Origin of the sequence: Aeromonas sp. FDAARGOS 1403 (assembly GCF_019047325.1) — a bacterium.
GTDB classification, from domain to species: domain Bacteria; phylum Pseudomonadota; class Gammaproteobacteria; order Enterobacterales; family Aeromonadaceae; genus Aeromonas; species Aeromonas dhakensis.
Genome location: NZ_CP077249.1, coordinates 4,039,264 through 4,063,867, shown reverse-complemented (window position 1 = coordinate 4,063,867; position 24,604 = coordinate 4,039,264). Strand labels below are relative to the sequence as shown.

The following is a 24,604-nucleotide window of genomic DNA, read 5'->3' as shown; positions in this document are numbered from 1 at the left end:
CAGTTATGCAGTGGGTGAAGAGAGGGGCTGTGATCGCCCTGTTGTGGAGTGGCGGAGTGTGGGCCGATCCCGCTCAGGAGCTGGTCAGTCTGCTCAACAGCGAGCAGCAGGCGGAGCAGCTGCAGGCTCAGATGCAGGCACAGATGATCCCGCTGATCATCCGGGGCGCCGGTGAACATGCACAGGAGCTGGCCCAGCACCGCGATGTACTGGAGGCCTGGTTTGCCCGTTATCTCTCCTGGCCGGCCATGAGTGCCGAGGTGGCCGCCATCTACCGCAAACATTTCACCGAAGCCGAGCTCAAGGAGCTGATCGCCTTCTATCAGAGCCCGGTCGGGAAAAAATCCCTGGATACCATGCCCGCCATCTTTCAAGAGAGCTCGCTGGTGGGTAAATCCCTGGCCGAGCGCAACATGCCGGCACTGCAAACCATGCTGGATGAAGCAAAGCGCAAAGCGACAAAATAGACGCAGTCGGCAGGGTATCAACGCAAAGAGGGAGCCATGGGCTCCCTCTTTCTTTTTGTGCGTTATCCCTTAGAGCACCTGGCTCAGGAACTGGCGTAGGCGCGGGGAGGGGGGATTGTCGAAAAAGTCCGCCGGTTTCTCGTCCACCAGCAGCTCGCCGCTCTCCATGAACAGCACCCGATCCGCCACTTCCCGGGCAAAACCCATCTCGTGGGTGACCACCACCATGGTCATCCCCTCGCGGGCCAGCCCCTTCATCACGTCCAGCACCTCGCCCACCATCTCGGGGTCGAGTGCGCTGGTGGGCTCATCAAACAGCATGATGCGCGGCTGCATGGCGAGCGCCCGGGCGATGGCCACCCGCTGCTGCTGGCCGCCGGAGAGCTGGGAGGGGTAGCTCTGGGCCTTGTTGGAGAGCCCCACCTTGAGCAGCAGGGCCTTGGCTCTGTCCTCGGCGTCCTTGCGCGACAGCCCGCGCACCTTTTGCGGTGCAAGGCAGATGTTGTCCAGCACGCTCAGATGGGGGAAGAGGTTGAAAGACTGGAACACCATGCCCACCTCTTCTCGCAGCTTGTTGACGTCGCCAGGCTCGGTGAGACTGATGCCATCCACCACGATATTGCCATCGTTGATGGTCTCCAGTTGGTTGAGAGTGCGCAGGAAGGTGGATTTGCCAGAACCGCTGGGGCCCACGATCACCACCACTTCCCCTTCGGCCACCTGGGTGCTGACGTTTTTCAGGGCGTGCACCTCGCTGCCGTAGAACTTCTCCACTGAGCTTGCCTTGATAATCGGATCAGTTGCTGCGCGCATATTTCACCTCCAGACGGCGTACAAGGAAGGAGAGAGTGCCGGTCAGCACCAGATAGAGCAGGGCCACGGTGAACCACACCTCGAACGGGCTGAAGGTGGAGCTCACCACCTCCCGTCCCGCCTTGGTGAGATCCGTGATGGAGATGACAGACACCAGCGAAGAGTCCTTGATGAGGTTGATGAACTGGCCCGCCAGCGGCGGCAGTACCCGCTTGAAAGCTTGCGGCAGGATCACGTAGCGCATGGTCTGGGCCGAGGTCATGCCAAGGCTTCTGCCCGCTTCCATCTGCCCCTTGTGGATGGAGCTGATGCCGGCACGGACGATTTCCGCCACGTAGGCGCCGGTGAAGACCGCCAGTGCCGCCACCCCGGCGGTGAAGCGATCCAGATTGAGTACAGTGCCGATAAAGAAGTAGACAATGAAGATCTGTACCAGCAGTGGGGTGCCGCGGATGAGCTCCACATAGGTGATCGCCAGGTTGCGCAGGGCCGGATTGGGGGAGAGCCGTGCCAGCCCCGCCAGGGTGCCGAGCAGGATGGCAAAGATGCCCGCTACCAGCGAGAGCTTGATGGTCATCCAGACGCCCCAGGCGATGGGGCCGGCGGTCCAGCTCAGCTGGGTGTCGAGGGTATCGCCGCGAAAGACGGTATCCCCCTGCGCCACCTGACCACCGCTGACGGCGATGGGCTGGCGCTGGTTGGGATCGAGATCGTTTTGCAGGAACAGCTTGCCCTTGTCGGCCTCGGTGGTGCCGGCGACCACGGTGCCGTCGAACTCGGCGTAATTTTTCTGCTCCGCCTGATAGGCGATGTATTGGGGGATCCGCTCCCAGCGCCAGGTGTAATCCACCGATTGCACGGCCTTGTAGATGCCGAACAGGGCGGCCAGCACGATCAGCAGAAAGACGCCGTGCCAGAGCAGTTGATTGGGTTGTTTTTCCATCTGTCTTGTTGGGTTGTGCACTGTCGCAACCTCGTTGTAGTTATTGTGTGGGGATCTGCGTGAAGGGGCGGCGGGCCGCCCCTTGCGAGGTTACTTGAGCTGATCAAGCCAGGCGGTGGATTCGAACCACTTCTTGTAGAGGCGGTCGTAGCTGCCGTCGCCCTTGATCTGGCGCAGGTAGTTGTTGAACCAGTTGAGGGTGTCCTGATCCCCCTTGCGGATGGCCCAGGCCAGCGGTTCGAAGGTGAACGGCTTGTCCAGATGCACCACGGCGCCCTTGTTCTGGGTGGCGAAGATGGCGTTGTAGGGCAGGTCGTAGACGAAGGCGTCGACCTTGCCGTTGATCACTTCCAGCTTGGCGTCATCCTGGGTTTCAAACTGCAGCAGGGTGGCTTTGGGGATCAGGCGCTTGACCGCCTGCTCGCCGGTGGTGCCGAGCTTGACCGCAATCTTGTACTTGGGGTCGTTGAGGTCGGTGAAGGACTTGATCTCGCCAGCCTTGTCCTTGCGCAGGACGATGGTCTGCCCGACCACGATGTAGGGGTCGGCAAAGTTGACGCGCAGGTTGCGCTGGGGGGTGACGGTCATGCCGCCCATGATGACGTCGAACTTGTCGGTCAAGAGCGCGGGGATGATGCCATCCCAGGCGGTGTTGACGAACTCCACCTTCACGCCCATCTCCTTGGCGACCATCTTGGCCAGATCCACGTCAAAGCCGATGTACTGGCCCTGCTTGTTGGTCATCTCGAAGGGTTGATAGCCGGCGTCGAAACCGACCCGCAGCACGCCGCGCTCCAGCACGGCATCCAGGGTGGAACTGGGGGCCGCGTTGGCCAGCCCGCACAGCAGCAGGGTAGAGAGAATGAGTTTTTTGATCATAAGTGACGTCTCTGTCAAAAGTGTGTTCAGCCTTGAACCTGATCCCGTGCGACTCCGTGGCACAAGAGACTGCTGCATCCGGCAACAGGGCAAGACAGGATTATTGTCTTGATTGAGGCGAAAGCCCCATATGGGATTCTATTCGCCACCATCTGAGTGAAAAATGTACCAAATGCCGATTGTGCCAGATGACTCAATAGGTTAGTGGCGCATTTTTCCCGTGGCGACACTCATAAAATCACACGAAAACAACATATCTATCTAATGGGGCGGGTTCAAGCCCAAAATGTATCCAGCACATTTTGTTACAAGGGGACCCGCCGTCAGCAGTGTCAATTGCTGCTCAGCCGGCTGGCGTGCGCCCACAATCAGCTTCATATGAGTGGTAAAGGGGAGGGGCGAGGTGTGGGTGGCAGGCGCAGACCGACGGCACCCGCGAGCAAATCAAGGGGGGGGGGCAAGAGGCCTGCCGGCCGGGGTGAGTCAGGCCGCCTCGCGAGGGCGGGGGGCCTGCGCCTTGAGGAAGGGGAGCAGCAACAGGGCGGAGACGCCGGCCGCCACCGAGATCACCACGAAGAAGCCCTGCCAGTGCCAGATCTCCATCACCTTGGCCAGCGGATAGCCCGACAGCGCCGCCCCCATGTAGGCGAACAGGCCGACGAAGCCGGTGGCGGCCCCCGCCGAGTTCTTGTGGGAGCACTCCGCCGCCGCCATGCCAATCAGCATCTGGGGGCCGAACACGAAGAAGCCGATGGTGAAGAAACAGGCCGCCTGCATCACGTAACTGAAGAAGGGCATCAGCCACAGCGACCCCACCGAGAGCAATATCCCCACCGCGAAGATGAGGTTCATGGGCCCACGGTTGCCGTTGAACAGCTTGTCCGATCCCCAGCCCGCCACCAGGGCACCGATAAAGCCCCCCACCTCGAACATGGAGATGGCCGAGTTGGCACTCATCAGATTGAAGCCGCGCTGCTCGGTCATGTAGAGGTTGCCCCAGTCGTTGATGGCGGTGCGCACCACGTAGACCAGCACGTAGCAGCAGGCCAGCAGCCAGATATAGGGGTTGCCGAGCACGTATTTGCGCAGGATCTGGCGATGGGAGAGCCCCGCATCCTGAGTCTGCTGGGCCAGCTCCAGCGCATCGCTGCGCCACTCGCCCACCGTGGGCAACCCCATGGCGCTCGGGGTATCCCGCAGCCGCCAGCAGAGAAACAGCCCGGCAAGGATGGCGATAAGGCCGGGCACTATCATGCCGTAGCGCCAGCCGTGCTGCAGGGCGAGGGTGCTGACGATGAGGGGGATGAGCGCCCCGCCCACGTTGTGGGCCGTGTTCCAGGCCGACCACCAGAAGCCGCGTTCGCTGCGCGAATACCAGCTGGTGAGCAGCTTGGAGCAGGGGGGCCAGCCCCAGCCCTGGAAGAAGGCGTTGGCAACCCAAAGTGCGGCGAACAGCCACAGCGACGACGAGAGCCCGAACAGGATATTGATGACCCCGGTCGCCATCAGCCCGAGGCCCATGAAGTAGCGCGGGTTGGCGCGGTCGCTGATGATGCCGGAGAAGAACTTGGAGCAGCCGTAGGTGATGTAGAACAGGGTCCACAGCATGCCGATGTCGGCCTTGGCCAGCATGCCGCTGGCCAGCATGTCCGGCATGGCGAAGTTGAAGCTCTTGCGGGTGAAGTAGAAGACCGCGTAGCCCAGGTACATGGTCAGCAGTATGTGCAGCCGCCAGTGGCGATAACAGGCGTCGATCTCGGCCTGATCGCGGATGAGGGGCTGGGGCGGCGCACTGCGCATAAAGCTCAGCATGACAGGTCTCCCGGCTTGGGGGCTAACTTACTCATGGCTCTCCTCTCGCTTGCGATCGGGCAGGGTCACGGTCAGCTGGGTGCCGTGTACGCAGGAGAGTTGCAGCGAGCCCCCCAGTGCCTGCACCCGCTCGCGAATGCCGAGCAGGCCGTAGCCCTGGGGCGTGCGGTGTTCGGGCAGGCCGCAGCCATCGTCTTCCAGCTGAAGGGTCAAACGCTCCCCCTGACGCTGGGCCCGGATGGTGATCGAGCTGGCGTTGGCGTGTTTGACCACGTTGTTGAGCCCCTCCTGACAGACCCGAAACAGGGTGACCCGCTGGGCATCGGAGAGCCCGGCGTCCGCCAGCTGCCACTCGAGACGGGTAACGATGCCACGGCGCTCCAGCTCAAGCTCGCGCAGCAGGGCGCGCACCGCCTGCTCCAGGCTCATGTCGTCGAGCTGGCGGGGGCGCAGCCGGCCGAGCAGGCCGCGCACCGCGTCGTAGATGCCAAGCGACAGGGTTTCGATGAGGGCGCTGCTCTGGCCCACCCCGGCGTTGTCAGGGGCGAGGCGGCGCGCTATGCCGGCTTGGGTGCGGATGGCGGTGATGGTCTGGCCGATGTCGTCGTGCAGCTCGCGCGCCACCTCCTTGCGGATGCTCTCTTCGGTCTCCAGCAGCCGCTCGGTGAGCTGGCGGTTGTGGGCGAGCTGGCGGGTCAGCGCCTGGTTGAGTTCGCGCTGGCGCTGGATGCCGGCGCCGAGCAGCAGGCCGGTGAGGCTCTGGGCCAGCAGGGAGAGCAGCAGATCGAGCGGATGATCGTGCCAGGCCTGGCCGGCCATCAGCGCCACCGTGTTCATCAGGGTGGCGAGCAGGGCCCCCTGCCAGCCGTAGCGCCAGGCCATGGCGATGATGGGAATGGCCAGGCAAAACGGGGTGAAGCGCACCAGCGAGTCCGGCAGGCCGAGCTGCAGCCAGAGGCTCAGCACGAACAGCAGCAGATACCAGACCAGGTGGCGAAAGCGCCAGTCCACCGGTTGATCCACCAGCGCAGGGCCGAGCGGCACCCAGGTGGCGCGGGTGAGGTAGTGCCAGATCAGCATGCAGGTGGAGGTGAGGGTCAGCCCGCCGGTGAGGGTGAGCAGCAGGGCAGTGAGGCCATCCTCGCCGGCCAGGTGCCAGAGCAGGGATTGCAGCCCGGCCGCCACCGTGACGGTGGCCAGCAGCACCAGCAGCTGCTGCCAGTCGTTGCGCACCGGCTGGCGGCGGGCGATGAGCAGCGGCAGCAGGGTGAGCAGGCTGCCCGCCTGAATGAGCGGCCACAGCGGCAGCCCCACCTCCTGGTTGAGCCAGTAGAGCAGCAGGGATTCGCACAGCAGCAGCGGCGGCCAGTAGGCGAGCGGGCTTTGCAAGAGCAGCCCCAGCCGCAGGCCGAAGGGGAACAGCAGGGCCGCCAGCATGGGGGAGCCCGCCAGGTGCAGGCCAATGCTCCAGAGGCAAAACCAGCCGGCGGCAAAGATGAAGCAGGCCGCCAGCGAGATGGCGACATAGCTGGCCAGACGAGCGATCACCAGCTGTCCAGCATGCGGTGGGCCAGTTCCACGTTGTTGCTGACCTTGAGCTTGTCCATCAGGTTGGCGCGGTGCACGTGCACCGTCTTGGGGGAGAGGCCGAGCTGCTCGGCGATGGCCTTCACCTCCAGTCCCCGCGCCAGCAGCTGGGCCACTTCCCGCTCCCGATTGGTGAGGGGATCCTGGCTGTTGCAGGCGAGCTTTTGGGCGATGTCAGGGGTGAGGTAGCAGCCGCCGTGGGCGGCGGTGCGCACCGCGGCGATCAGCTCGTCCGGGCTGCAGCGCTTGGAGAGGAACCCCTTGGCGCCGGCCTGCAGGGCCTGCTCGATGAGGGCCGGGCTGTCGTGCACCGACAGCATCACCACGGCCAGCCCCGAGGGGAGGCGCTTGAGCAGATCCAGCCCGGATTGATCCGGCATGGAGATGTCGCACACGCACAGCTGTACCCCGCTGCCGGGCAGACCCGCCAGCGCCTCGGCGGCGGAGCCGAATTCGGCCACCACCCGCAGGTCGGGTTCGAGATTGAGCAGTTGGGCAAAACCGGAGCGGACGATCTGGTGATCGTCGATGAGGGCAATCTTAATCATGATGTCAGCCTGAAATCTGCGGCCAGGGTGCTGGCGCGGCCAACAAGATACCTGCCCCCTCGCCCCGGCTCAAGTGAAAGCGGGGCTGGAGGGCAGGATCGGCGCTACTTCTGCGGCAAAGCTTGATCGGGATCAGCTGCAGGGGCACGCCAGGCGCCGTCATGCAGGCCGGCGCGTGCCCGGGGTGGCTAGCGGTGCAGCTCGCCGGCACGCTCCGGCTGGTAGACCACCTCCAGGATCTCCACCTGGATGGTGCGACCGGCCGGGCCCGGCCAGGCAATGCTGTCGCCTACTTTCAGGCCGAGCAGGGCGCTGCCGACCGGGGCCAGCACGGAGATCTTCGACTCGTCTCCCTGTACGTCCCGCGGGTAGACCAGGGTCAGGCAGAATTCGTTGCCGCTGCTCTGCATCTTGAAGCGCACCGTGCTGTTCATGGTCACCACGTCCGGCGGCATGTCGGCCGGTTCGCGGATCTCGGCGCGGTCCAGCTCCTCCTGCAGGGCCAGGTGCTGGGGATGGTTGCCGAGCAACTGCTCGATGCGATCGAGATCCAGGCTGGAAATCACGAGATGTGGCTGTTTCATAAGATATTCCTTATCAATGGGTCTGATGGCCAGGATGACGGGCAAGCTGGCCGAAAAAAGAGTGTGCGATACGAAAAAACAGATCGGGAATGCGATGCCCCCAACGACTCGCTGTCAGGGGCGAGGGCGGGGGCTCAACGGGGTGTGAGCAGACTTGACAAAATCATGAGCGCTTTCATGGGGATACCATAACCATTCTGAACTGCTTTGGCAATTCTCCTGACAAGCTTGTCAGGGCGCCTGGTAATCGTACTGCTTGATGATGCGCGCCAGGCTGCCGTCGTCGCGCATGGCGGTGATGGTCTGGTACCAGCGGGTCGCCTCGGCGGTTGGAAAATGGGGGCTGGCAGCCAGGTACAGGGGAGAGTGTTGCAGGGTTTCGCCGCGCACCAGATCCGCCAGCGGCAGGCCGGCTTGTTGCTGGTTGTAGCGGGCGCTGTTCCAGGCCACCGCCCAGCCCTGGATGCGGCCCAGTGCCAGCTTGTCGGCGTTGTGGATCTCCTCGGCCACCAGCGCCTGTTTCACCTGCGGATAGGGTCGCAGCAGACTCTGGCCAAAGGAGCCGCGCATCACGCCGACGGTGAGGCCGGGCAGGGCATTGATGGTGAGAGGGGTCGGGTGGTATTGGCGATGGCTGACCAGCACGAAGGCCTCGTCCATCAGGGGGACAATCCAGAGAAACTGAGGGTCGCGCTGGGGGCTGCGCACCGGCGGCACCAGCAAGACATTCCGGCGATAGCGGGCCTGGCTGAGGGCGCGGGCCAGCGGCATCAGCTCGATGGTCAGCGGCTCCTTGAGCCGGCGGGCGGCCTCTTCCAGCACCTCGATGACCATGCCGCTCGGGGCGCCCTGATTGGAGCGGATCACATAAGGGGGGATCTCGGCGGCGATGACCACCACGGCCCGGGCCGGCAGGGCGGAAAAAAGCAGGGAGCAAAACAGCAAGAGGAGAGCGGAAATTCGCATGGCAGACCTGATCCGGGATGAGTACCCAGAGTGTACCACCCCGTCGGCACAAGTCAGCCCACCCTGTTCGGGGCGTCCCGTCAGTCGAAGAAATCTCGCAGATCCAGAGTCTGGTAGCCCTCCAGCTGCTGCCAGGGCAGGGTTTTGGGCAGGGTTTTGAGGGTCACCTCCATCCGGTAGCTACGATAGCCGTCGAGGCTCGCCGATTCCACCACCAGCGGCAGCTGCCAGCGGCTCGACCAGAGGATGCGGGTGCGCTGCTTGCCCTCGCGCTTCTCATACCAGCGGGCCTGCTCGGGGGCAGCCTCATCGAGGGGGGTCATCTCCTGCAGCAGGGCCGGGTTGATGAGGTGGCGGATCCTGGGCCAGTCGGGCTTGAAGGCCACCTGGCCATACTCCTCCTCCGGTACCTCCACCAGCTGGTTGTGCCAGTTGTCGGCGTAGCGCAGCTGCAGCTCATCCTGCTGGTTGTGGGTCACCCAGCGCGCCGCCATCTGGTGGGTAAAGTGCTTGTGGCCCGGGGGGGCATCGTGGGCGGCGTGGTAGGCGCGGGCAAGCTGCAGCGGGATGAGCCGCTGGCTCCACACCTGATTGCCAACCCGCAGCCACTTCTCTTGCCACTGGCTCTCCTTGCTGATGCCGTCGCTGCTGGTCACCCTGTCCTGATAGCGGATGCGGGCGGCCAGATCGGGGACTTCCTCGGCAAGGAGGGAAAAAGAGAGGCTGCTGGTGAGCAGCCACAAGGGTAATAAATATCGCATCATGCCGTCTCGCTCGAGCGAGCAGGGCCCGGCACCTGGCCGGGCCCTGCCGTTTACAGACCGAGCGCCTCCTTGAGCTTGCCGAACACCTTGGTGTTGTCGAGGGTGCCCTTGAAGCGGCTGCTGCCGGCGCCGTCGGCAAACAGCATCACATCGCCGCCGCCGTGGGTTTCGGAGCCCAGCTTGACCCCGGTCTCTTGCAGGTAGTCGTCCGCCATCACCTGATCGCTGGTGAGGGTGGGGCGCACGTCGGCGCGGTTGGGGCCGTTGCCGAACACTAGCGTGGTGAAGGGTTTGCCATCCACGTCGTTCTGGGTCGAGCCGTCGCCGTTTTTCACCAGATCCAGCACCTTGTTGCCCTTGGCGGAGTAGCCGTTGATGGTCATGGTGTGGTCATGGTCGGCGGTGACCACGATCAGGGTATCTTTCAGATCCACCTTGCCGAGCGCCGTCTTGACCGCCTCGTCGAGCGCCACCGCGTCGGTGAGCGATCGCTTGGCATTGGTGCCGTGCAGGGCGTGATCGATGCGACCCCCTTCCACCATCAGGAAGTAACCCTGACTGTTCTGGCTGAGCAGATCGATCGCCTTGGCGGTCATCTCAGAGAGGGAGGGCTGGGTACTTGCCGCCCCCTTGGCGACCCGGTCCAGCTCGTAGTCGAGGTGGGACTTGGCGCTGAACAGCCCAAGCACCTTGCCCGAGTTGACGCCAGAGAGCTCCTCTTTGGTGGTGACGTAGCGGTAGCCCTGGGCAGTCAGCTCGGCGGTGAGATCTCGTCCGTCGGCACGGCCCCCCTTGTTACTGGTGCTGTTGTAGGGCGTCCAGTGGTTGGCGCCGCCCCCCATCAGCACATCGACTCCATCCCCCAGCGCGGTGTTGAAGCCGGCGCCGCCCGGTACCGCCTGCTCGGCGATGGCGTAGGAGGCATCCCGGTGGCAGATGTGGGAGTAGGTGGCGGCCGGGGTGGCATGGGTCAGCTCGGTGGTGGTGACGGCTCCCACCGACTTGCCGGCCGCCTTGGCCAGCTCGAGAATGGTGGGCACCGGCTTGCCGTTGTCGCTGGTGCAGTTGTTGATGCCCTTGTTGCCGTTGAGGTCCTTGCCGGGCGCGACGGCCTTGGTGTCGCTGCTCATGGCGATCACCTCGTTGTTCATTTTGACCCCGGTTGTGTAGGCCGCCATGGAGGGGGCCGAATCGGTGGTCTGGGCATCGTTGGAGAAGGTCTTGATGCGGGCGCTGCGGGCCAGCTTCATTATCTCCAGATTGCCCTCTTCCCCCACCTTGTAGAGGCGGGTGGCGGTGAGCACGGTGGGGCCCATGCCGTCACCGATAAACAGGATGACGTTCTTGGCGTCGCTGGCCTGTGCTTGGGCCGCGCCGCCGAGGGCGGCCAGCAGGGCCGTGCTGATGAGGGTTTTATGCAGTTTTTGTTTCATGGCGCTTTTCATGGGAATGCTCCTTACAGCCCGGCCGCAGCCTTGACCTTGCCGAACACGGCGGTGTTGTCGAGTGAGCCGTGGAAGCTCTCCGCTCCCTGGCCGATGGCGCCGAGGAAGACGTCGGTGCCGCCGTGGGTCTCGTTGCCTATCTCGCCTACTTTGACCACCACCTCCTGGTGATAGTCGTTGGCAGAGACGGTGGCGTCGTCCAGCGGTGCCACGCTGCTGCGCGGACCATCCACCCGGTTGTAGCCGTTGCCAAAGCCGATGATGGTGTAGGGCATGCCGTCGGCATCCTTGCTCGGTTCGCCGGTTTCGTAGTTCTTCACCAGCCCGAGTACGCCTGGGTTGTCGACGGTGGTCTTGCCGGTCCGCTTGGCGTAGCCGTTGAGCACCAGCGTGTGGTCATGGTCAGCGGTGACCACGATCAGGGTGTTTTTCAGCTCGGGATCGGTTTTCTTCACCTCGTCGATGGTCGCCTTGATGGCGTTGTCGAAGGCGAGGGTGTCCTGCAGGGCACGCTTGGCGTTGGTGTCGTGCAGGGCATGGTCGATGCGCCCCCCTTCCACCATCAGGAAGTAGCCCTGTTTCTTGTCCTTGAGCTGCTTGATGGCGGCCAGGGTCATCTGGGTCAGGGAGGGCTCGCTGGCGGGTCGGTCCAGGTCATATTTCATGTGGCTTGAGCCAAACAGCCCCAGCAGCGGCTTGCTCGCATCGGCCTGGTTCAGCTCGTCCAGGGTTGCGGCAAACTGATAGCCCTTGGCCTTCATCTCGTCGATGAGGTTGCGGCCATCCTCGCGCTTGCCCTTGTCGGCCTTGGGCAGGAAGAAGCTGCTGCCACCGCCGAGTACCACGTCCACTCCCTCTTTGAGGGCGCTGTTGTAACCAGAGCCGCCGGGTACCAGCTGGGCGGCGATGTCCGCTTCCAGATCCCGGTTGCAGAGGTGGGCATAGGTGGCGGCCGGGGTGGCGTGGGTCACCCGGGTTGTGGTGACCACGCCGGTGCCGCGACCGGCGGCCTTGGCCAGCTCCAGCAAGGTGGTGACCGGCTTGCCGGCGCTCTTGCTGCAGTCGTTCTCCTGGGTGGCATCGCCGTCCATGCTGATGACACCGTTGTTGCTCTTGACCCCGGTCATGTAGGCGGACATGGAGGGGGCCGAGTCGGTCACCTGGGCGTCGTGGGAGAAGGTCTTGATGAAGGCCGTCTCCGGCAGGGTATCGATGGTGAGGCTGCCCTCTTCACCGACGCCGTAGATGCGGGCGGCGGTCAGGGTGTTGAGACCCATGCCGTCGCCGAGGAAGAAGATCACGTTCTTGGCGCCGGGGGCGGGCGCACTGCTGTCGTTGTTGGAGTTGCAGCCGGCGGCCAGGGCGGCGCCGATCATCAATGCAAGTCCTGCCATCTTTCTCATTGGGGTTCGCTCCTTGTAAAACCTGAGCGCAGCCTAGAGGTCGCAGATGACACTTTTAGTGAAACTGGATGACAATCCGATGAAGGTGTTGCGTGAATGTTATGTTGTATCAATCACTTATCTATCAGTAGCCGGGGCCGGTCACATCGGCTGACGAGGGGAGGGGGTGGGCGAAAATCTGGCCGGTTTGCCGGCTGGCGGCTAGAATGGCCTGTCAAATCGGGGCGGGTGCAGGTAAAATGCGCCCCCTTGCGACGCCCTGCGTCCGCCATCGCCCGCCGCTCGCGCCACCGCAAGCCCGCGCCCGCAGTCCCTAGATGAGAGTAACGGATATGTCCATCAACTGGTTCCCCGGCCACATGCACAAGGCCCGCAAAGAGATTGCCGAGGTCATGCCCCAGGTCGATGTCATCATAGAGATGCTCGACGCCCGCATTCCCTTCTCCAGCGAAAACCCGCTGGTGCCCGAGCTGCGCGGCGATACTCCGGTGATCAAGGTGCTCAACAAGGCGGATCTCGCCGACCCCGAGATCACCGCGCTGTGGGTGGCCCACATGGAACAGGAAAAGGGGATCAAGGCGCTGCCCCTGACCCAGCAGGAGCCGGAGAAGATCAAGCAGCTGCTGACCCTCTGCCACGAGATGCTGCCGGAGCGCAATCTGGAGCTGCGCGGCGTGCGCGCCATGATCATGGGCATTCCCAACGTGGGAAAATCCACCCTGATCAACACCCTGGCGGGGCGCATCATCGCCCGCACCGGCAACGAGGCGGGGGTGACCAAGTCCCAGCAGCGGATCAAGCTCGACAACAACGTCATCCTGACCGACACCCCGGGCTTCTTGTGGCCCAAACTCAACCCGCCCTCCTGCGGTTATCGGCTAGCCATCACGGCCGCCATCAAGGACACCGTCTATGACTATGCGGACATCGCCATGTTCGCCGCGGACTACTTCCTCAAGGCCTATCCGGAGCGGATCCAGGCGCGCTATCAGATTGACGCGCTGCCCGAGACCGAGATCGAACTGCTGGATCTCATTGCCCGTCAGCGCGGCTTCATGCGCAAGGGGGGGCTGTCGGATCTGCACAAGGCGTCCGAGATCCTGGTCAACGAGTTCCGCTCTGGCCTGCTGGGCCGCATCTCGCTGGAGACTCCGCAGATGGTGAGCAGCGAAATCGTGGAGGCCGATGCCGAGGCCGAACAGAAGGCCAAGGAGAAGGCGGAGCGGGAAGAGGAGCGCCAGGCGCGGGCCCGCCGCAAGTACGCCAAGAAGCGTCAGCGCTGACCGGCCTTGTGCCAGGTATATAAAGAAGAGGCGGCCCGGGGTCGCCTCTTCTCGTTATGGCCCCCAGGATTGAGAAGAGGCCGACAGGCAACCGGCATCTGCCCGTCATCATGGCCAAAGAGTCCGTGAATCAAGGGGATAAGCCAGGCGCCGAACGGTGCCATGCTGCACCGTACCAGCAGTATTCGATAAAACCTTGCGATCCTGCTTTCAGTGCCGATTGACAATGGCATTGGCGGTGGCATGATGCGCTCGCATTTTTGACTCTCCTCACGGTTTTACCCATGACCATATACACCCGGCCAGTGCTGTTATTGCTCTGTGGCCTGTTGCTGCTGACCCTCTCCATCGCGGTGCTCAATACCCTGGTACCGCTCTGGCTTGCCCATGAACAGCTGCCGACCTGGCAGGTGGGCATGGTCGGCTCCTCCTATTTCAGCGGCAACCTGCTGGGCACCCTGCTGGCGGGCACCTTGATCAGGCGTTGCGGCTTCAACCGCAGCTATTACCTGGCCTCCGCCCTCTTTGCCGCCGGTTGTGTCGGGCTCGGCATTACCCTTGATTTCTGGAGCTGGCTCGGCTGGCGATTTATCGCCGGTATCGGCTGCGCCATGATCTGGGTGGTGGTGGAGAGTGCGCTGATGTGCAGCGGCAACGCGCACAATCGGGGGCGCCTGCTGGCCGCCTACATGATGGTCTACTACCTGGGCACAGTGCTCGGCCAGCTCTTGGTCAGCAAGTTGCCGACCGGCCTGATGGAGGTACTGCCCTGGGCGAGTGGGCTGATCCTGGCGGCTATCCTGCCGCTGTTGTTCACCCGCATCGTCAGTGAGCGTAGCGAAGCGCAGGGCTCAACCCGGATCTGGTCCATGTTGCGGTTGCGTCAGGCACGGCTCGGGGTCGATGGCTGCATCATCTCCGGCATCGTGCTGGGCTCCCTCTACGGCCTGATGCCGCTCTACCTGAATCATCAGGGGGTGAGCGATGCCGGCATTGGTTACTGGATGGCGGTGATGGTGAGTGCCGGCATCCTGGGGCAGTGGCCGGTGGGTCGGCTGGCGGACAGGTTCGGTCGCCTGCCGGTGCTGCGGGTGCAGGTGCTGGTGGTGATCCTGGGGTGCGGGGCCATGCTCGGCGGCGTGGCGATGGGGCCGGCGTTGTTCATCCTGGGCGCCGCCGGGTTTACCCTCTATCCGGTGGCCATGGCGTGGGCCTGCGAGAAGGTCGAGCACCATCAGCTGGTGGCCATGAACCAGGCGCTGCTGCTGAGCTACACCATCGGCAGTCTGCTCGGCCCGGCCTATACCGCACTCCTGATGCAGCACCTTTCGGACAATCTGCTGTTCATCATGATCGCCGGTGTGGCCTTGCTCTACCTGCTGATGTTGCTGCGCCCCATGGGGAAACACTCGACACCGGTGGCCCACGCCTGAACTGTGGTCGGTGGCAGGACACCATCCTCGCTTCTCGATAGGGGGCTGGATGGCACGCATATAAAGCAGAGGCGGCCCAGGGGCCGCCTTGTTGTTTGCAACGGTGACCAGGCAGAGATCAATGGCTAGCCGTAGCGCCTGTGCGCCTCTTCAAACAAGGACATATGCAGCGGGATCAGCTGTTGCCAGTCACGGCGGTAGCCGCCGCCCGGTACGGCGGCAATGGGCAGCCCGTGCCGTTGTGCGCAGTCAAAGACCATGGCATCGCGCTGGCGCACCCCCTCATTACTCAAGGAGAGATAGCCAAGTTCGTCGGCATGATGCACGTCCACCCCGGCCTGATAGAGGATGAGGTCGGGGGCGTAGAGCCGCAACGCCAGATTGAGCGCCTCTGCCAGCGTGGTGAGGTAGGCATCGTCCTCCATGCCGCTTGGCAGGGGGAAATCCATGTGGGAGGCGGGCTTGTGGCGGGGAAAGTTGTGCTCCCCGTGCAGGGAGAGGGTGATGATGTCGCGCCGATCCTGGCACAGGGCGGCACTGCCATCCCCCTGATGGACATCGAGATCGACGATCAGTACCTGTTCGCAGCGCCCTTCGTCCAGACAGGTCTGTGCGGCGATCACCAGATCGTTGAACAGGCAAAAGCCGCTGCCAACGTCCCGGTGGGCGTGGTGATAGCCACCGGAGATCTGCAGGCCGCAGCCTTGCACGAGGGCGTGGCGGCTGGCGGCAAGGGTGGCCCCCACCGAGCGCAGGGTACGTTCAATCAGCACGGGGGACCAGGGAAACCCCAGCTGGCGAATGGCGCCCGCATCCAGGGTGCCGGTGAGGGCCGCTTCCACATAGGCCGCATCGTGCACTCTCTCTATCTGGGCGCGACTGGCGGGCGCGGCCTCTGCCAGCGGATAACCCAGGTTTCCCAGCTGTTCGAACAGCGCCTGGTATTTAGCCAGCGGAAAACGATGGCGCGCTGGCAGGGTCAGGGCGGAGTAGAGGGGATGATGGAAGATGCACAGTGACATGAAGGCTGGGCCTTGGCAAATGGGTAGATATGAAAAAGGGGAGCCAGGCTCCCCTTGTCATGCCCGATAATTCGGGACGAACAGATGCAATTACTGCTGCTGGATCACCCAGATCTGGAAGGCTTTGCGGGTCTCCGCATCGGCCTTGTTGTACCAGTTTTGCAGCTGGGTCAGGGCTTCCGGATTGCTCTGGGCCTTGCTCGGGGCGACCTGAACCGGGGCGCTGTTGGCGGCCATGACGGCAGCGGTAGAGACAGCGACAGTCTTGGGCTGGTTGAACGCCTTGCCCATGTTGATCAGCTCCTGCTGATAGTCACGGGTCAGCTGGAAGCCTTCTACCTTCGGCAGCACGAACTGCTCGGTGGTGACGACCTGGCCGCTGCTCTTGTCTTTGAGCGCGACTTTCTGTTCCTTGACGAACTGGTTGGCTTCGGATTCGTTGCGCGGCTTCTTGTAGTCCAGCACCAGTTTCTGGTTGTCGGCGGCGGTGAAGTTGATCACCAGCGGCTCGGCGGTGACCAGCTTGGTGTCGCTGCGGCTGGAGTAGTTGCCTTCGAAGGCGACGACCAGTTGGTGCTTGCCGGCTTTGATAGGATAGGTACTCGTCTTGTCGAGCAGTTTGGGATTGATGGATTGGCCATCGATCAGCTGCACCACATAGGGGTTGTTCACTTCCAGTTGGGCATCGGCCAGGGCACTACCTGCCCACAACAGACCAGCCAGGGCTGGCACCAGAACAGTCAGTTTCATTTCATCTCCTTGAACAGTCAGGCGAGTGCCCACTGAAAAACAGGGGCTCATTTTTGCAGGTTTGCCAGAGGGCGGCAATAGGCGTTTATGGCGCCCCTGTCGCGTCTGGGCTCGTGCTTTCCCGATGCAAACTCATCGGGCCAGTGGTGTTGGCTACCTTGGTCAACCTCGGCCCTACTCAATCCGGCGTCGAAATGGCGGCAGGGCATCGAGCAGCCCCTTGCCGTAGCGTTTGGTCAGCAGACGGCGATCGAGAATGGTGACCCGGCCTCTATCCGCCTCTTTGCGAATGAGGCGACCACAGGCCTGGATGAGCTTGCGCGACGCCTCTGGCACCGTCAGCTGCAAGAAGGGATTACCGCCCCGTTTCTCGACCCACTCGGCGGTAGCCTCTTCCACCGGCGAGTTGGGGACCGCGAACGGCAACTTGGTGATCACCAGGTTGGTGAGGTAGTGACCGGGCAGATCCAGCCCTTCCGAGAAGCTGCCGGTGCCAAACAGTATGCTGGCCTGGCCGCCATCGCATTTTTGTTTGTGCAGGGTGAGCAGGGCGTTGCGGGAGGCTTCCCCTTGCACCAGCAGGGAGAGCCCCTTGGCCCGCAGCCCCACCGCCACCTCGTTCATCTGCCGGTAGGAGGAGAAGAGCACCAGGCTCGCCTCCTTGCCGGCCAGCAGACGGGGCAGGATGCTGACGAGCTCCTGGGTGAAGGCGGGGGCACTGGGCTCGTGCTCCATCCTGGGCAGATAGAGTTCGGCCTTCTGGTAATCGAAGGGGGAGCGCAGGCGCAGATAGCGGGTACCATCGTGCTCTTTGAGCCCCACCTGGTGGCGGAAATAGCTGAAGGAGGAGAGGGCGGTCAGGGTCGCCGATACCAGCACGGCGCCAAGACATCTGGACCAGAGCCACTCCTCCAGCAGGTAGCCCACTTCGATGGGGGAGGCGTGCAGCCAGATGTCGCCGTCATCGCTCTTGACCATCCAGCGGGCCAGCGGCGTCTTGCCTTCTGCCACGTGCCGCCCCAGCATCTCCCACAGGGCGCAGAAACCCTCCAGCCGCTGCAGATAGAAGCCGCTCTCCGCCAGCAGGGGCTCGGCCTCCTTGCGACGGATCTCGCCATCCTTCAGCGCCTCGCCGATGGCGCCCTGCATCCTGTCCAGCGCTCGCAGTGCCTTCTTGCTCGCCTCCTTGAGGTTCTCCGCCAGCATGGGCAGGGGGTCGGGCAAGACACCATCGGCGAAGCGGTACTGTTTTTCTTCATTGAACAAGCGGTCGTTGGCGGCGAGCCACTGCTCCAGCGCCTTCAGATCCGGCTGCAGGGAGGCCAGCGCGTCCTGCAGCTTGAGCTGGGGATCGAGCAGGCTCTCCTTGTTGAGGGTTCTGGCCAGCTTGCCCGCCCCCTGTGCCAGTTTTTCCAGCCAGCGGCGTGAACCCTTGACGCTGGCCGAGGCGGCGCCGTGATCCCGGGCTATGGTGGGCAGGTGATGGGCCTCGTCCAGCACATAGAGACACTCGTCCGGTGGCGGCAGTATGATGCCGCCACCCATGGTGAGGTCGGAGAGCAGCAGGGCGTGGTTGACCACCAGCACATCGGCCGTATCCATGTCGTTGCGGGCGCGGTGGAAGGGGCAGTGCTGATGATGAGTCAGCGCCTTGTTGCAGGTGTGGCGGTCGGCGGCGATACGATCCCAGCAGTTATCGTTGATGGGTTTGGGCCAGTTGTCCCGATCACCGTCCCACTTGCCTTCCGTGTAGGCCTGCCACAACGCCTGATAGCAATCCTTGTCGGCGTCTGACGGCTTGTGTTTGCTGAGGGCTCCGAAGTCAAACTCGAAGTTGGCCATCTCGCTGCCACTGGCGGCCTGCTCCAGCAGGTGTTCGCAGCAGTAGCGCTGGCGCCCCTTGACCAGCATGAAACGAAACGGCAGCTCGCTGTGGCGGTGATAGAAGGGGAGGTCTTTGTGGATCAGCTGCTCCTGCAGTGCCACGGTGGCGGTGGAGATCACCAGCTTCTTTTGAGTAAGGCGAGCCACCGGGATGGCCCCCTGAGCATAGGAGAGGGACTTGCCGATACCGGTGCCGGCTTCGGCCACCAGGATGCGACGCTGTTTGTCATACTCCCCGGTCAGCGTCTTGGCTATCTCGGCCACCAGAAAATTCTGCTCCTTGCGCGGCACAAAACCGGGTAAACCATCGGCTATTTGCCGATAGGTATTGCGAATGGTGGTTTTGAGACGGGTAGACAGCATGAAGAAAATGACCGTTGCACAGGGTGAAGGAAGACAGGATACCTGCAACCGGCAACCTGGGTCGAGGTGTGTGGCAACGCACAGATCCGACCTCTTCTTCTATTTATAATGCGAGTCGTCGTTATTGTGTGATAAATCACCAATTCGGACGAATTTTGCCAGCGGTTATCGCTGTAAACGTTTTCCCATGGTGTGCAAACAATGTGGGATTCAGGTCACAATTTTTCCGCTGTGACTATGCTTTTCGTAAAAAGTTCCAAGTTTTTTCATTGCGGATTGGAAAACCCGGTGCTAGTCTCGGCGCCATAGTGATGCAAAGTACATCGCTAACACAGGGAATAACAACGACTTAGTGTTTAATTACAGTAGGCATTGGAAACTATGAAAAAGACAATTCTGGCTATTGCTATCCCGGCTCTGTTTGCATCCGCCGCTAACGCTGCAGTGGTTTACGACAAAGACGGTACCACTTTTGACGTATACGGCCGTGTTCAGGCTAACTACTACGGTGACCACAACAAGGCTGTTGGTGCAACTGACGACGCCTATAAATTCGATACTAAAACTGGTCAATCAGTTTTCGTTCCCGGCACTGCTGCTAGCTACCAAGATGTCGATGGTGAGCTGGTTGGTTCTTCCCGTCTGGGTTGGTCCGGCAAGATTGCCCTGAACAACACCTGGTCCGGTATCGCCAAGACCGAGTGGCAAGTTTCTGCTGAAAACTCCGCCAACAAGTTCGATTCCCGCCACATCTACGTTGGTTTCGACGGCACCCAGTACGGTAAGATCATCTTCGGTCAGACCGATACCGCGTTCTACGACGTGCTGGAACCGACCGATATCTTCAACGAGTGGGGTGACGTAGGTAACTTCTATGACGGTCGTCAAGAAGGTCAGATCATCTACTCCAACACCTACGGTGGCTTCAAAGGCAAACTGTCCTATCAGACCAACGACGACAAGGCCGTCAAGGTTACTGACGTAGGTCAGGGTATCAAAGAAACTGCTGTTTATGGTCCGAATGTAAAGCGTAACTACGGTTATGCCGCTGCTGCCGGTTATGACTTCGACTTCGGTCTGGGCCTGAACGCTGGTTACTCTTACTCCGACCTGGAAAGCACCACTTCCAGCGCTTCTGGCGACAAGAAAGAGTGGGCCTTGGGCGCACACTACGCCATCAACGGATTCTACTTCGCTGGTGTCTACACTCAAGCTGACCTGAGCTATGACCACACCACCGGTGGTGACAAGGACAAGGGCCGTGGTTACGAGCTGGCTGCTTCCTACAACGTTGATGCCTGGACCTTCCTGGCCGGCTACAACTTCACTGAAGGTAAAGCTGCTTCCAACACCGCTGGTGCTGAGTACAAAGACATCGTTGACGAAACCCTGCTGGGCGTACAGTACGCTTTCACTTCCAAGCTGAAAGCCTACACCGAGTACAAGATCCAGGGTATCGACAAGATGGACGACGAGTGGACCGTTGCCCTGCAATACAACTTCTAATCTAGCCTCTGCGCTGATTTAGTTGATGAACGGCCAAGCTTGCTTGGCCGTTTTGTTTTATCTGCTTCCCACCTGATTGCCTCTCTTCTCCTCTGTTGATGATCCTCTCCTGCTCCTGTTTGGCTTGCGCCAGTTCACGTTGTCTCTTTTCTGTACTTGGCTCCCGGTCAGCGAATCGCTAGATTATTCAGCTCGTTGCAGGATGTTCGGCAGACAGGGAAGGATGACGCTTGATTGACTTTAGTCACCCGCAGTGGCGGGAGCTGGCCCGCCAGCTGCTGGACAACCCCACCTCGGTGGTCCGCGCCCGCCAGTGGCAACCCCTGCTGGGCCTGCTCAAGGACAACCAGCTGCTGCTGGCGCTGGGCAATCACCACTATGAGCTCACCCCCGCCGGCCGCCGCTACCTGACCCGTGAACTGACACTGGCCGAGATCGCCACGGCGCCGCCAACCCCGGAGGAGTGGCTCCATGGGCAGGGTTGGCAGCTGGCGGAACAGGTCAACGAGCGGGTGCTGGCCGCGCTCTATCGCAAGAGCGAGGTGAGCTTTACCCCCAACGAGCAGATCGACTTCGAAGACAAGGGGATCCGGCTCTGTTCGGATCAACAGGTGCGCCTGCGTGCCCCCGAGCCGTTCAGCCTGTTTTTCAGCGGCGGCACCCTGCTCGATGCGTCCCCTTGGTTGCAGGCGCTTGGCGAGGTGGCGTTGCCGGAGCGTACCCTGGCCAGTCTCGGCAAGATCCTGTGGGGGGAGGGGGAGCTGCTGCGGGTGATCACCACCGACAGCGTCGGTGCCTTTGCCGAGCTGGTGCTGCCGGCAGGGAGCTTGCTGATCTGGGCTCCCGCCTCGGCGCAGCAGGCGCTGCAGCAAGTGATCGCCGCGCTGCCGCCTCAGGTGCAGTGGAGTCATCTCACCTCCCTCGACCCGAGCGGGGTGGATCGGGTGCTGACTCTGGCCCAGCGTTTGGGTCGTCCAGCCAGCTGGTGGCTGCCCACCGTGCTGGCTCCCATCATGACGGCCTATGCCCTGCCACTGACTGACTCCCGCCCCTGGGAGCCGAGCCGGATCCCCAAGTCATTGTTAGCAGTTTGTAGCGGTTTGGTTGAGTCCAATGGTGGCTTGTCTGCCGAGGTGTGCGCGTTGGCGCCACAGTGGCATGCCATCGGTTGAGATTGCCGCAGATCCGGCCGAAAAAGCGGTTTTCCCCCATCCTGCACGGTGATATAAAGAGTTGACGAAGCGCTCGCCAGTGGGCGCTTTTGTTTGCCACGTGTTTTGCGTGTCACGGACGGTGTGCCAACACGCTTTGCCAGCCAACGAACTCAACGGAATACAGGGAATACCATGTTTGAAAAGGTTGTTGCCGCCCCAGCGGATCCGATCCTGGGCCTGACCGAAGCCTTCCGCGCCGACTCTCGCAGCCACAAGATCAACCTGGGGGTCGGGATCTACAAGGACGAGACCGGCGCCACCCCCATTCTTCACTGCGTCAAGAAAGCCGAACAGAAGCTCTTGACCGACGAGAAGACCAAGAACTATCTCGGTATCGAAGGCAATATCGAATACGGCCGCATCGTGCAGCAACTGCTGTTCGGACAGAATTCCGCGCTGGTCAACAGCGGCCGCGCCAAGACGGCGCAAGCGCCGGGTGGTACTGGTGCCCTGCGCATCGCCGCCGAGTTCGTGGTACGCAACAACCTCGCCAAGACCATCTGGATCTCCGATCCCACCTGGGCCAACCACGTCAGCGTGTTCCAGGCCGCGGGTCTGACCGTCAAGTGGTACAAGTACTACGACGCCGCCACCAAGGGGCTCGACTTTGCCGCCATGCAGGCGTCTCTGGCCGAGGCGCAGGCGGGCGAACTGGTGCTGCTGCACGGCTGCTGCCACAACCCGACCGGTATCGATCCGACCGCTGATCAGTGGCGTGCCCTGGCCAGGCAGAGTGCCGCCGCCGGCTGGCTGCCGCTGTTTGACTTCGCCTATCAGGGCTTTGCCCGCGGTATCCAAGAGGATGCCGAAGGTCTGCGCATCTTCGCCGAGTGCCACGACGAGCTGCTGGTGGCGAGCTCCTTCTCCAAGAACTTCGGTCTTTACAACGAGCGGGTCGGTGCCTTCACCCTGGTCAGCGCGACCAAGGCGATCGCTGATGTGGCATTCACCCAGGTCAAGACCGTCATTCGTGCCAACTATTCCAACCCGCCGTCACATGGCGCTGCCGTCGTCACCGCCGTGGTGAGCGATCCGGCCCTCTATGCCGAGTGGGTGGAAGAGGTGGCGGCCATGCGGGTGCGCATTCGCGAGATGCGCGAGCTGCTGGTGGAAAAACTGGCCGCGCGCGGCGTGAACCAGGACTTCAGCTTTATCCGCGAGCAGAACGGCATGTTTTCCTTCTCCGGTCTTTCCAAGGATCAGGTGGAGCGCCTCAAGAGCGAGTTCGCCATCTACATCGTCGGCTCCGGCCGGATCAGCGTGGCCGGTATCACCCGTGCCAACATAGATCCGCTGTGCGACGCCATCGCCAAGGTGTTGTAAGCGAGTCATCGCCATCCGCTCAGTAACAAGCCCGCCGGGTCTCCCCGGCGGGCTTTTTTATTTTTCGGCTTAGGCCTTAACGGCGGCGCTTGCTACCCCCCAACAGGGAGCCGAGCACGCCGCGTACCAGCTGGCGACCCACCTCGCTGCCGATGGTGCGGGCCACGCTCTTGGCGGCGGTTTGCACCACCCCGTCGTGCTGGCCGCCACGGGGGCCGGTGCGGCCAAACAGGATGCCATTGAGGGTATCGAGCAGGCCGCCTTCCCCGTTGGATGACGGCTCGCTGCCTTGCTCGCCAGTGGTTGTCAGCTTGCCGCCGTTGAGCCGCTCGAAAGCAGACTCGCGATCCTCCGGCGTCTCGTAGCGGCCGTGCAGCAATGAGCCCTGAATGAGCGCCTGCCGCTCGGCGTCGCTCAAGGGGCCGATGCGGCTGGCCGGCGGGGCGATGAAGGCGCGCTCCACCATGCTGGGTCGTCCCTTCTCGTCGAGCAGAGAGACTAGCGCCTCGCCGACCCCGAGTTCGGTGATGACGCCGGCGGCATCGAAGGCGGGGTTGGCCCGCAGGGTGTTGGCGGCGATCCGCACCGCCTTCTGATCGCTCGGGGTAAAGGCGCGCAGGGCGTGTTGCACCCGGTTGCCAAGCTGCCCCAGCACGCTGTCGGGGATGTCGGCCGGGCTCTGGGTCACGAAGTAGACACCCACCCCTTTCGAGCGGATGAGGCGCACCACCAGTTCAATCTTCTCCAGCAGCGCCTTGGGAGCGTCGTTGAACAGCAGGTGCGCCTCGTCGAAGAAGAACACCAGCACAGGTTTGTCCGGATCTCCCACCTCCGGCAACTGCTCGAACAGCTCGGAGAGCAGCCAGAGCAGGAAGCAGGCATAGAGGCGGCTGGATTGGGTCAGCTTGCTGGCGGCCAGCACATTGATATGACCGTGGCCAGACTCATCTGTCTGCAGCAGATCCTGGATGTCCAGCATGGGTTCGCCGAAGAAGTGATCGCCGCCCGCACTCTCCAGGGTGAGCAGGTTGCGCAGGATGGCGCCGATGGAGGCGGTGGAGACGTTGCCGTAACGGGTGGTGAGGGACTTGGCGTTGTCACCGGCAAACTGCACCATGGCGCGCAGGTCTTTGAGATCGAGCAGCAGCAGCCCCTCGTCGTCCGCCACCTTGAACACCAGCTCCAGCACCCCGCTCTGGGTATCGTTGAGGCCGAGCAGGCGGGCGAGCAGCAGGGGTCCCATGTCGGAGACGGTGGCTCGCACCGGGTGGCCCTGTTCGGCAAACAGATCCCAGAACAGGGTGGGGCTGGCGGCAAAGGCGGGTGCCGCAATGCCGAGCTGGGCCAGTCTGGCATCCAGCTTGGCCGAGCCTGCCCCGGCGGCGCCAAGGCCGCTCAGATCCCCCTTCACATCCGCCAGAAATACCGGCACGCCGAGGCGGGAGAACCCCTCCGCCAGCACCTGCAGGGTGACTGTCTTGCCGGTGCCGGTGGCCCCTGTGATGAGGCCGTGACGATTGGCCATGGCTGGCAGCAGGGCGAGGGGATGGCCATTGGCATGGGCCAGCGTGAGCGGTTCGGCCATGGTGGGCTCCTTGTGGCAAATGGGGGACGA

General features: G+C 62.6%; 21 protein-coding genes. 6 read left to right on the top strand and 15 right to left on the bottom strand.

Going from position 1 to position 24,604, the window contains the following annotated elements; translation table 11 throughout:
• Positions 1-29: 29 nt before the first annotated feature.
• Complete coding sequence (locus tag I6L33_RS18630) at positions 30-467, top strand: DUF2059 domain-containing protein (protein ID WP_017765600.1); 438 nt, start codon at positions 30-32, stop codon at positions 465-467.
• Between the two features lie 69 nt (positions 468-536).
• Here the strand turns inward: I6L33_RS18630 and I6L33_RS18625 are convergent, their stop codons facing one another.
• From I6L33_RS18625 to I6L33_RS18575, 11 genes are all read right to left on the bottom strand, one after another.
• On the bottom strand, positions 537-1,280 hold the full coding sequence (locus tag I6L33_RS18625; RefSeq protein WP_017782344.1) for an amino acid ABC transporter ATP-binding protein: 744 nt from the start codon (positions 1,278-1,280) through the stop codon (positions 537-539).
• Entirely contained in the window at positions 1,264-2,223 is a 960-nt protein-coding gene (locus tag I6L33_RS18620; RefSeq protein ID WP_041203158.1) for an amino acid ABC transporter permease, read from the bottom strand. The genes I6L33_RS18625 and I6L33_RS18620 overlap by 17 nt, the downstream gene beginning before the upstream one ends.
• A gap of 90 nt (positions 2,224-2,313) precedes the next feature.
• Complete coding sequence (locus I6L33_RS18615) at positions 2,314-3,102, bottom strand: transporter substrate-binding domain-containing protein (RefSeq protein ID WP_019838861.1); 789 nt, start codon at positions 3,100-3,102, stop codon at positions 2,314-2,316.
• Between the two features lie 483 nt (positions 3,103-3,585).
• Positions 3,586-4,914, bottom strand: a complete 1,329-nt coding sequence (locus tag I6L33_RS18610) for an MFS transporter (RefSeq protein ID WP_043169673.1) — start codon at positions 4,912-4,914, stop codon at positions 3,586-3,588.
• A gap of 27 nt (positions 4,915-4,941) precedes the next feature.
• Entirely contained in the window at positions 4,942-6,462 is a 1,521-nt protein-coding gene (uhpB, locus tag I6L33_RS18605; protein WP_216973096.1) for a signal transduction histidine-protein kinase/phosphatase UhpB, read from the bottom strand.
• A complete protein-coding gene (gene uhpA / locus I6L33_RS18600) occupies positions 6,459-7,049 on the bottom strand; it encodes a transcriptional regulator UhpA (RefSeq protein ID WP_005302722.1) in 591 nt (196 codons plus the stop codon). Before uhpA ends, uhpB begins: the two co-directional genes overlap by 4 nt.
• Positions 7,050-7,237: 188 nt before the next feature.
• Entirely contained in the window at positions 7,238-7,633 is a 396-nt protein-coding gene (gene rnk, locus I6L33_RS18595; protein ID WP_005302721.1) for a nucleoside diphosphate kinase regulator, read from the bottom strand.
• Positions 7,634-7,864: 231 nt separating this feature from the next.
• Positions 7,865-8,599, bottom strand: a complete 735-nt coding sequence (locus I6L33_RS18590; RefSeq protein WP_181969355.1) for an ABC transporter substrate-binding protein — start codon at positions 8,597-8,599, stop codon at positions 7,865-7,867.
• An 80-nt stretch (positions 8,600-8,679) separates the two neighbouring features.
• On the bottom strand, positions 8,680-9,363 hold the full coding sequence (locus I6L33_RS18585) for a hypothetical protein (protein ID WP_216973095.1): 684 nt from the start codon (positions 9,361-9,363) through the stop codon (positions 8,680-8,682).
• 50 nt (positions 9,364-9,413) lie between these two features.
• Positions 9,414-10,808 carry an alkaline phosphatase gene (locus tag I6L33_RS18580; protein ID WP_216973094.1) on the bottom strand — a complete coding sequence of 465 codons (1,395 nt, stop codon included), beginning with the start codon at positions 10,806-10,808 and terminating at the stop codon, positions 9,414-9,416.
• An 11-nt stretch (positions 10,809-10,819) separates the two neighbouring features.
• Entirely contained in the window at positions 10,820-12,211 is a 1,392-nt protein-coding gene (locus I6L33_RS18575; RefSeq protein WP_216973093.1) for an alkaline phosphatase, read from the bottom strand.
• A 332-nt stretch (positions 12,212-12,543) separates the two neighbouring features.
• On the opposite strand from I6L33_RS18575, the gene ylqF reads away from it, so the two are divergent.
• Together ylqF and I6L33_RS18565 are read left to right on the top strand one after the other, a co-directional pair.
• Positions 12,544-13,494 carry a ribosome biogenesis GTPase YlqF gene (gene ylqF / locus I6L33_RS18570; protein ID WP_010633500.1) on the top strand — a complete coding sequence of 317 codons (951 nt, stop codon included), beginning with the start codon at positions 12,544-12,546 and terminating at the stop codon, positions 13,492-13,494.
• A 284-nt stretch (positions 13,495-13,778) separates the two neighbouring features.
• Complete coding sequence (locus tag I6L33_RS18565) at positions 13,779-14,927, top strand: MFS transporter (RefSeq protein WP_216973092.1); 1,149 nt, start codon at positions 13,779-13,781, stop codon at positions 14,925-14,927.
• A 125-nt stretch (positions 14,928-15,052) separates the two neighbouring features.
• Here the strand turns inward: I6L33_RS18565 and I6L33_RS18560 are convergent, their stop codons facing one another.
• From I6L33_RS18560 to dinG, 3 genes are all read right to left on the bottom strand, one after another.
• Positions 15,053-15,949, bottom strand: coding sequence for a histone deacetylase (locus tag I6L33_RS18560; protein WP_216973091.1), 897 nt, complete (start codon positions 15,947-15,949; stop codon positions 15,053-15,055).
• A gap of 90 nt (positions 15,950-16,039) precedes the next feature.
• Positions 16,040-16,699 carry a DUF2057 domain-containing protein gene (locus tag I6L33_RS18555; protein WP_010633503.1) on the bottom strand — a complete coding sequence of 220 codons (660 nt, stop codon included), beginning with the start codon at positions 16,697-16,699 and terminating at the stop codon, positions 16,040-16,042.
• A gap of 174 nt (positions 16,700-16,873) precedes the next feature.
• Positions 16,874-18,946 carry an ATP-dependent DNA helicase DinG gene (dinG, locus tag I6L33_RS18550; RefSeq protein WP_216973090.1) on the bottom strand — a complete coding sequence of 691 codons (2,073 nt, stop codon included), beginning with the start codon at positions 18,944-18,946 and terminating at the stop codon, positions 16,874-16,876.
• Between the two features lie 381 nt (positions 18,947-19,327).
• On the opposite strand from dinG, the gene I6L33_RS18545 reads away from it, so the two are divergent.
• The 3 genes from I6L33_RS18545 (at position 19,328) to I6L33_RS18535 (ending at position 22,989) form a co-directional block, all read left to right on the top strand.
• A complete protein-coding gene (locus I6L33_RS18545) occupies positions 19,328-20,452 on the top strand; it encodes a porin (RefSeq protein ID WP_017785743.1) in 1,125 nt (374 codons plus the stop codon).
• A gap of 230 nt (positions 20,453-20,682) precedes the next feature.
• The gene (locus tag I6L33_RS18540) at positions 20,683-21,624 is read left to right on the top strand and encodes a hypothetical protein (RefSeq protein ID WP_024942421.1); all 942 of its coding nucleotides are present in this window, start codon (positions 20,683-20,685) and stop codon (positions 21,622-21,624) included.
• Between the two features lie 174 nt (positions 21,625-21,798).
• A complete protein-coding gene (locus I6L33_RS18535) occupies positions 21,799-22,989 on the top strand; it encodes an amino acid aminotransferase (RefSeq protein ID WP_216973089.1) in 1,191 nt (396 codons plus the stop codon).
• A gap of 76 nt (positions 22,990-23,065) precedes the next feature.
• Here the strand turns inward: I6L33_RS18535 and I6L33_RS18530 are convergent, their stop codons facing one another.
• Positions 23,066-24,574, bottom strand: a complete 1,509-nt coding sequence (locus tag I6L33_RS18530; protein WP_216973088.1) for a helicase HerA-like domain-containing protein — start codon at positions 24,572-24,574, stop codon at positions 23,066-23,068.
• Between the last annotated feature and the right edge of the window lie 30 nt (positions 24,575-24,604).